Consider the following 8,865-nt stretch of genomic DNA (forward strand, 5'->3'; position numbering starts at 1 on the left):
CTCTGCCACGGCGACATCACGACCACCGTCTTCGGGCTGCACGGGGAAGTACTCCAGCACGGGAAAACGAAACGGCTGTTCACGACCGCGCAAAAGGCCGCCATGGCCGCACGGGATGGCGGGTGTGTGTGGCCGGGCTGCGACCGGGGCCCGTCCTGGTGCGAAAGCCACCACGTCGATGACTGGAAACACCAAACCTACGCACCCGGGCGCACAGACATCGACAACGGAGCACTGCTGTGTCACTTCCACCACACACATGTGCATTCTTCTGAGTGGAAACTCGCCATGCAGAACGGCGTCCCCGTTTTGATCCCACCGAAAAGCATCGACTGGGAACAAACCCCCAGACCCTGCTCCCAAATCAGATCGAGACGACGCGGACCCCTCCCCACAACACCACTACCACCATGGGTCAGACAACCACGACCATACACAACCTGAGCACGACCCAGCTCTGACTCTGAGGAAGACTGGCCGGTGCACCCGACAATCAGTCGTGCGCTTGAATGGAGGGGTGAGTTCTTCCCTGATTTCTGACCTGAGACGCGATCTCATCACTTCCAACTTCAGCGTCGAGACGGTCAGCGACCTGTGGGGCGATGAGGCTGCGTCGGCGCTTCACAGGGGCCAGCGGCTTCCAGCACTGCGCGCGTTGCATTCTCGGCGAGCCGCATCGACAGCCCTTTCGCGTGCGGAAACCCTGGCCGCTCTCTTCGTTCTGAATGTGCCGGTGTCAGAAGTCGATGCAGATTCAGCCCTGCCGCAGCTGGGGGTCGAGGGTGCGCTCACACTCGAGCTTGTGCGACGGCTCGAGACGGGTGAGGTGAGTGCGCTGCTCGATTTGCGTCCGTACAGCTTCGTCGATGCGTTCGGCGCCGGGAGCTGGTGGATCCTTTCTGACCTCGGCGAGGTCGCGGTCGGCGGGCCGCTCAGCGTTGGGCATGTGCTCGGCGTGGGTGGGGCATCCACCACCCTCAGCGGGCTGATGATCAGTGAACCGGTGGAACGCGTACTCGACCTCGGTACGGGGTGCGGAATTCAGGCCATGCACGCGTCGCGCCACGCGCTCACGGTGGTCGCCACAGATATCTCTGAACGGGCGTTGTGGATCGCCGGGCTCAACGCCGAACTGAACGCAATAGACAACATCGAGTTTCGGCTGGGTAGTCTGTTCGACCCGGTGGAGGGCGAACGATTCGACCAGATCGTTTCTAACCCGCCGTTCGTGATCACTCCGCGCAGGCAGGGCGTGCCGTTGTACGAGTATCGCGATGGAGGCATGGTCGGTGATGCGTTGGTGTCGACAGTCATTCGTGGGTGCGAAGATCACCTCACCGACGGCGGTATCGCCCAGCTGCTGGCCAACTGGGAGTACACGGCCGAAACCGAAGGCCTCGACCGGGTCAAGGGATGGGTCGACGGCTCGTCGCTCGATGCGTGGGTGATTGAGCGCGAGCTTCAGGATGCTCCGCAGTACTCCGAGACGTGGATTCGTGATGGCGGCACCCGCCCCGGCACCCCTGAATTCGATGAGCTCTACGCCGCCTGGCTCGACGATTTCGATGCGCGCGCGGTCACCCAGGTGGGATTCGGGTACGTGCTGCTTCGCCGCCCGGTCGAATCGCCGACACCGGGGGCTCCCGCTCCGCTCCGTCGGTTCGAGCGTCTCGACGGCGCTCGGGGCTCGAACCCGTCGGGGCTCGGCCAGTACTTCGCGACGAGCCTCTCGGGCCACGACTGGCAGTCGTCGCGTTCAGATAAAGAGCTGCTCGCGTCAACCGTGACGTACGCCCCCGATGTGACTGAAGAACGGCATTACTGGCCGGGCCAGGAGAACCCTACGGTGATGACGCTGCGTCAGGGCTCAGGGTTCGCGCGAACGGTTTCGCTCGACACGGCACTGGCGGCGCTGGTTGGGGCCTGCGACGGCGACTTGACGATCGGCCAGATCTGCGGTGCCATCGCACACCTGCTTGAGGTCGATGAGGCTTCTTTGGTGGCCGATGTGCTGCCGCGGATGCGTTCGCTCATCGACGATGGGTTTCTGCTGCCAGCCTGATCGATGTCGAACGGCGAACAGGCGTCAGGCTGACGTGACGAGGTGGCGAGCGAAGAACTCGGTGCTTCGCTGCCAGGAGTCGTGTGCGGAATCCGGTCGGTAGGCGTGTGCGTTGGTGTCGTTGAAGAATGCGTGACCCGCACCCGGGTAGGTGACGGCCTCGAAGTCAACACCCGATTCGTGCATCTGTTCGGTGAGGGCGGGCAGAGCCCCGAAGAGGTTCAGGTCGTCTTCGCCCACGAAGTAGAGAACCGGGCACTCGATCTCGGCGAGAAGTTCGTTCGTCAAGTTGGCGTAGCCGTAGAAGGGGGCGCTCGCTTTCACCCGCGCGTCGGCGACGGCCAGGCTGAACGCGTAGCTTCCGCCGAAACAGAACCCGGTGACGCCGATGCGACCGTCGACGCCCGGTTGCTGTTCGAGGTAGTCGACGCAGGCGATCAGTTTGGTGATTGCGGCGGCGGCGAACTCGGGCGCCGCGATGGGGGCCATCAGTTCGCGAAGGCGCGGTTGGGCCGCGCTTCGCTCTTCGGGGTCGGCTGCGAAGAGTTGCCGTTGCAGGTCGGCGGCGACCTCGGCGGTCACACCGAGCCCGCCCATCAGATCGGGGGCCAGCGCGAGATACCCTTCGGCTGCGTAGCGGTCGGCGATCGTCGTGATGTGTTCAACGAGCCCCCACACCTCATGGATCACGACGATGGCACCGCGCCATTGGGCAGGGTCGCCGTCGGGCGTGGCCACGTAGGCGGTGAACGGATGCTCGGCGGCACTGAGTTCGACAGAACCAGTCATGCGGGGTGGGCCTTTCGGGCGGGAGGGCTGGCAGGCGGGCAGACGGGCAGACGGGCAGACGAGCAGGCGGGCAGAGGTACTGGGTTACTGCCCGGCCGCGCGCAGCAGCCGCAGGGCATCCCGCCGCTTCGCCTGCTCGATCGGGTCGGGTACCGGCAGTGAGGCGAGCAGGCGCTGAGTGTAGGGGTGCTTCGGGTCTCCGAGCACCTCTGCCCCCGTGCCCTCTTCTACGAGCTTGCCTTTGAACAGCACAGCGATGCGGTCGGCCAACAGGTCGACCACGGCCAGGTCGTGGCTGATGAACAGGGCCGCAAAGCCGAACTCCCGCTGAAGCTCAGCGAAGAGTTCAAGCACGCGGGCCTGAACAGAGACGTCGAGCGCCGAGGTGGGCTCGTCGGCGATGAGCAGTGCCGGTTCGAGCGCAATGGCCCGCGCGAGGCTCGCACGCTGGCGTTGACCGCCCGAGAGCTCGTGCGGATACCGATCGCCGTAGCTCTTCGGCAGCTGCACGGCCTCGAGCAGCTCGTCGACTCGTGTTCTCGCAGCTCGCGGGTCGCGGGCTCGGCCGTGGATGACCAGCGGCTCGGCCACGCACTCTGCGATCGTCAGCAGCGGATTGAAACTCGAGGCTGGGTCTTGAAAGACGAACCCGATGTTCGACCGCGTCTTCTTGAACACCCGCTCGCGAACGCCGTTCATCTCGTGGTCGAGAACCTTCAGCGAACCCCCGGTGACCCTGGTGAGCCCGCCGATGGCTCGGCCGATGGTGGTCTTACCTGACCCCGACTCACCGACCAACCCGAGCACCTCGCCCGCGCGAATCTCGAAGCTCACACCGTCGACGGCAACGAACCCGCCGCGGCCGAGCCGCCCGGGGTATTCGATTCGCAGATCGGTTGCGACGACCACAGGGGCCGTGCTCTGCCACGACTGCTCGCGACCTGATGCCCGCTCGGCCGTCTGCAACGCGCCCTGGCCGATGTGCGGCACCGACGCGAGCAACTTCTTGGTGTAGTCGTTCTGCGGGTTCGAGAAGAGTGTCACGGCGTCGGCCTCTTCGACCACCTTGCCTTCGTACATGACTGCGACCCGATCGGCGAGGTCGGCGACGACACCCATGTTGTGCGTGATCAACACAATGGCCGTACCAAACTCGTCGCGGCACCGCCGCAGAAGGTCGAGAATCTCGGCCTGCACGGTGACATCGAGCGCCGTGGTGGGCTCGTCGGCGACGATCAGCCCCGGATCGAGCACCAGCGCTTGCGCAATGACCACGCGCTGCTTCTGCCCGCCAGAGAACTGGTGCGGGTAGTAGTTGACCCGCGTCTCGGGGTCGGGAATGCCCACCTTCCGCAGAATGTCGATGGCCTTCGCTTTGGCCGCGGAGCGCGAGATCTTCGAGTGCGCCCGCAACCCCTCCATGATCTGCCAGCCCACCGTGTACACCGGGTTCAGCGCTGTCGAGGGCTCTTGAAACACCATCGACACGTCTGAGCCCCGGATGCCCCGCAGCTGTTTCTTCGTGAGAGTGAGCACATCGTTCGAGTCGGTTCCCGCGCGGTTCGACAGCACGATGGCTCCGCGCGCAGTAGCCGTCTCGGGCAGCAAGCCCAGGATCGTCTTCGCGGTCACGGTCTTGCCCGAACCGCTCTCGCCGACGATAGCCAGTACTTCGCCGGCGGCGACGCTGAGACTGACGCCGTCGACCGCCTTGATGGCACCGGCATCGGTGGAGAATGACACCTCGAGGTTGCGGATCGACACGACAGGAGCCTTGGAGGCGGCGGTTGCGGTGCCGATGTGTGCGGGGGAGCGTGCGGGTACGGGGCTATCGGTCACGATCGGCCTCACCTTCGGTGTCTTCGAGGCCGGCGAGTCCGGCGGGGCCCGCGGTAAGGGTTCCGCCGGGTACGACAGAGGTCTGTGCCACATCTCCCGACGCCGCAGAGACGGCGCGCCGACCACGCAGCCGTGGGTCGGCGAGGTCGTTCAGACTCTCGCCCACGAGGGTGACGCCGAGTACCGAGAGCACGATGGCGAGCCCGGGGAACACCGCCGTCCACCAGATTCCGCTGGTGACGTCGGAGAGCGACTTGTTGAGGTCAAAGCCCCACTCCGCCGCGGCCGTCGGCTCGATGCCGAACCCCAGAAACCCGAGGCCAGCCAGCGTGAGAACCGCCTCTGAGGCATTCAACGTGAAGATCAGCGGCAGCGTTCGGGTCGAATTGCGAAGGACGTGTCGGAACATGATGCGTGTGTTCGACGCACCGATGACCTTCGCCGACTCGACGAACGCCTCACCCTTGATGCGCACGGTCTCTGACCGGATGACCCGGAAGTACTGCGGAATGTAGACCACTGTGATGGAGATGGCCGCCGCGAGAATGCCGCCGTACAGGTTCGACTGGCCGCCCGAGATGACAATCGACATCACGATGGCGAGCAGCAACGACGGAAACGCGTAGATCGCGTCGGCCAGAACCACGAGGATTCGGTCGAGCCAACCGCCGAAGTACCCCGAAACGAGGCCGAGGAAGACCCCGAGGAAGATCGACAGGATGATCGCCACGACCATCACCTCGAGCGCGGTCTGAGCGCCCCAGATGACGCGGGAGAATACGTCGTACCCGCCCACGGTCGTTCCCCAGATGTGCGAACCGCCGGGAGCGAGCTGGGCACCGAACGGACCGTTGTCGTCGCGCAACTGAGAGAAGCCGTAGGGAGCGATGAACTGGGCGAAGACCGCGCAGATGACGAACACGGCTGTGATGATGAGGCCGATGACGAGCATGCCGCGCTGGAGCCCAACGCTCTGGCGCAGCTGGTGCACGACGGGCAGACGGGAGAACAGGCTCTGTTTCGGCGGCCGGGTGGCTTTCGTTGCCGGTGACGCGGTCGGCCCGCCTGCGGTCTCGGGTGCTGTTGTTGGTGCACTCACGATCAGTACCTCACCCTCGGGTCGATGAGCGCCGCAATGATGTCGACGATGAAGTTTGTCACGGCCACGATCACAGCCAGTAGCGCGACGATGCCCTGCACGGCGACGAAGTCGCGCGCGGCAAGGTACTGCGCGAGCTGGAACCCGAGGCCCTTCCACTCGAAGGTCGACTCCGTGAGCACCGCGCCGCCCAGCAGCAGCGCGATCTGCAGGCCGATGACGGTGATGATGGGTATCAGCGCCGGCTTGTACGCGTGCCGGCGAACCAGCCGATACTCGCTCACGCCGCGCGAACGTGCCGCGTCGACGTAGTCGGTCGAGAGCGTACCGATGACGTTCGTGCGCACCAACCGCAGAAAGACCCCGGCTGTGAGCAGCCCGAGCGCGATGGCGGGCAGCACCGCGTGAGTCAGAACGTCGCCGATGACGGCCGGGTCACCGGTCTGAAACGCGTCGATGAGGTAGATGCCGGTTCGGTTCGGCAGGTCTTGCATCTCGAACTCCGAACTCGTGGTGGCTCGGCCCGCGACGGGCAGAACGTTCAACCACACGGCGAAGATGAGCTTCAGCAGAATGCCGGCGAAGAAGACAGGAGTGGCGTAACAGAGAATGGCGAAGACGCGCAGTGCGGCATCCTGACCCTTGTCACGAAAGTAGGCGGCGAGCATGCCCAGCGGAATGCCCACGATGAACGCCACGATGAGGGCGTAGAACGCCAGCTCGAGGGTTGCTACGCCATAGGTGGCGAGAATTTCGGTGATGGGCCGGTTGTCGCTGATGCTGGTGCCGAAGTTGCCCGTGACGATCTGGCCGAGGTACTCGAAGTACTGCACCAGGATGGGCCGGTCGTAGCCGGCTGCATGGATGCGCTCCTGCAGTTGTGCGCCGCTGAGACGGCCGCCCAGGGCCGCGGTGATCGGGTCGCCCGTCGCCCGCATGAGAAAGAAGACCAGGGTCACCAGGATGAAGATGGTGGGAATGATGAGCAGGAAGCGAATGACGATGTAGCGACCGAGGCCTCCGCCGGAGGCCTTGCTCTTCGCAACGGGTGAAGCGGGGGAGGCCGGAGGTACCGGGGGTACCAGGGCCTGGGCGGTCGCTGTCATGGATGCCAATCGTCAGTGAAGGGTAGTGCTGTGCAGGTGATCGCTGTGCGGTGGTGCAGATTCTGGAACTCTTATGGCCCAGTGGGCCTGTGTGAGGGGGCGGCCCGTCGAAACGAGCCGCCCCCTCGGTGAAGCGATTCTAGCTAACGACTAGCCCTTCGTGAGCGCCGCGTAACGGAACTTGAACGACGCGTCGAGCGTGTCGGAGGCCCCGTTGACGGTCGAACCGACCACGGCAACCTGCGCGCCCTGCAGATAGGGGATCGTCGACAGATCGGCAGCGACTTTCGCCTGGATGTCTTGGATCTCTGTCGTGCGGGCAGCCGAATCGGTCTCGCCGACCTGCTTCGTGATCTCGTCTTGCACCGCAGTGTTGTTGTAGTGGTTGGCGAGGAAGCTGTCGGCCGAGAAGAACGGGGTCAGGTAGTTGTCGGCGTCGGAGTAGTCGGGGAACCAGCCGAGCTGGTACTCCGGGTAGACGTCTTTCGTACGGTCTTTGGAGTACTGCACGTAGTCGGTCGTCTGCAGGTTGACCGTGAACAGGCCGCTCGACTCGAGCTGGTCTTTGATGAGCGCATACTCATCGCCTGACGACGGGCCGTAGTGCTCGGAGACGTACTGAAGGTTCAAGACGATCTTGTCGGTGACGCCGGCTGCGGCCAGGGTGGCCTTCGCCTTGTCGAGGCTGGGCTTGCCCGAACCGTCGCCGTAGAGGTCTTTCAGTACGGTGGTGGCACCGGTCAGACCCGCGGGAACGTAGGAGTACAGCGGCGTGTAGGTGCCCTTGTAGACCTGCGAGGCGATGGCGTCACGGTCGATGAGGTCGGCGACGGCCTTGCGCACGGCGAGTGCCTTGGCGGGGTCGGCGTCGGCCGTGGTGGCGCCGAACGGCTGGGTGTTGAAGTTGAACACGATGTAGCGGATCTCGCCGCCGGGACCGTCGACGACCTTGACCTTGTTGTTCGTGCTCAGGTCGGCCACGTCGGTCGCCGACAGGCTGCGGAACGCGACGTCGATGTTGTTCTGTTGGATGTCGAGCTTCAGGTTGGCAGACTCGGCGTAGTACTTCACATTGACCGTCTTGGTCTTCGCGGCGCCCAGCAGACCCTGGTAGTTCGGGTTCGCCACGTACTGAATAGTGTTGTTGAAGTCGTAGCTCTTGATCATGTACTGGCCGGCGAAGGCGTTGCCCTTGACGATGTCGGCGTCGGAGGTGAGCGCAGTGGCCGAGAAGACCTGCTCATCGACGATGGGGCCGGCCGGGCTCGAGAGCACCTGCGGGAAGGTCTGGTCGTTTGCCGCCTTCAGCGTGAAGACCACGGTGGTGGGGTCGGGAGCCGCAGTGCTGGCGAGGTTGCCAAGCAGTGACGACGGGCCGTTCTGGTCGGCGATGGCCAGTTGGCGGTCGAAGCTGAACTTGACGTCAGAGGAGGTGAGGTCGTCGCCGTTGGCGAACTTCAGGCCGCTCTTGAGTTTCACCGTGTACTGGGTGGGTGTGGTGAATGTGGCCGACTCGGCGATGTCGGGTTTGACGTCGGGGCTGCCGTAGGGGGTGTTCATCAGGAACGGGTAGACCTGATTCATCACGGCGAACGAACCGTTGTCGTACGAACCGGCCGGGTCGATGGTGGTGATCTTGTCGGTGGTGCCGATGGTGATCGAGCTGGCTGCGGAGCCGGTCGACGATGAGTTGTTCGAGTTGCCTGAGCAACCGGCGAGCACGAGCGCCGAGGCGGCGAGCCCTGCGGCTACACCGACCAGTCGCTTTTTGGTGAATGCGGACGACATGGACGTCTACCTCTTTCAGTTTGCTGTTTGCTGTGTAACCAGTCTTAACACACCGAAAGCGAGGCAAAGTTCAATTCGCCGAAATGTTTACAGCAACGCAATGAATGGATGCACAGCGAAAGGGCCCCGACGGTTTTCGTCGGGGCCCTTCAGCTGTGGTGCGAGGGTGGTGCGTGGTGCGG

At 64.2% G+C, this 8,865-nt stretch carries 6 protein-coding genes; 1 reads left to right on the forward strand and 5 read right to left on the reverse strand.

Annotated elements, in window-relative coordinates:
* Positions 1 to 517 precede the first annotated feature (517 nt).
* The gene (locus QN358_RS18145) at positions 518 to 2,062 is read left to right on the forward strand and encodes a methyltransferase (protein WP_237280354.1); all 1,545 of its coding nucleotides are present in this window, start codon (positions 518 to 520) and stop codon (positions 2,060 to 2,062) included.
* A 24-nt stretch (positions 2,063 to 2,086) separates the two neighbouring features.
* On the opposite strand, the gene QN358_RS18150 is transcribed toward QN358_RS18145, so the two are convergent.
* The 5 genes from QN358_RS18150 to QN358_RS18170 all read right to left on the reverse strand — a co-directional run bounded on the left by QN358_RS18150 (position 2,087) and on the right by QN358_RS18170 (position 8,683).
* Positions 2,087 to 2,851, reverse strand: coding sequence for a dienelactone hydrolase family protein (locus tag QN358_RS18150; RefSeq protein ID WP_136642127.1), 765 nt, complete (start codon positions 2,849 to 2,851; stop codon positions 2,087 to 2,089).
* A gap of 84 nt (positions 2,852 to 2,935) precedes the next feature.
* The gene (locus tag QN358_RS18155) at positions 2,936 to 4,651 is read right to left on the reverse strand and encodes a dipeptide ABC transporter ATP-binding protein (protein WP_237280362.1); all 1,716 of its coding nucleotides are present in this window, start codon (positions 4,649 to 4,651) and stop codon (positions 2,936 to 2,938) included.
* 28 nt (positions 4,652 to 4,679) lie between these two features.
* The gene (locus QN358_RS18160; RefSeq protein WP_136642176.1) at positions 4,680 to 5,642 is read right to left on the reverse strand and encodes an ABC transporter permease; all 963 of its coding nucleotides are present in this window, start codon (positions 5,640 to 5,642) and stop codon (positions 4,680 to 4,682) included.
* 149 nt (positions 5,643 to 5,791) lie between these two features.
* Positions 5,792 to 6,895: an ABC transporter permease gene (locus QN358_RS18165; protein ID WP_136642129.1), complete on the reverse strand. Its 1,104-nt coding sequence runs from the start codon at positions 6,893 to 6,895 to the stop codon at positions 5,792 to 5,794.
* 150 nt (positions 6,896 to 7,045) lie between these two features.
* The gene (locus QN358_RS18170; RefSeq protein ID WP_136642130.1) at positions 7,046 to 8,683 is read right to left on the reverse strand and encodes an ABC transporter substrate-binding protein; all 1,638 of its coding nucleotides are present in this window, start codon (positions 8,681 to 8,683) and stop codon (positions 7,046 to 7,048) included.
* Positions 8,684 to 8,865: the final 182 nt, after the last annotated feature.

It is taken from the genome of Subtercola sp. RTI3 (assembly GCF_035018625.1).
In the GTDB taxonomy this organism is placed as follows: domain Bacteria; phylum Actinomycetota; class Actinomycetes; order Actinomycetales; family Microbacteriaceae; genus Subtercola; species Subtercola vilae.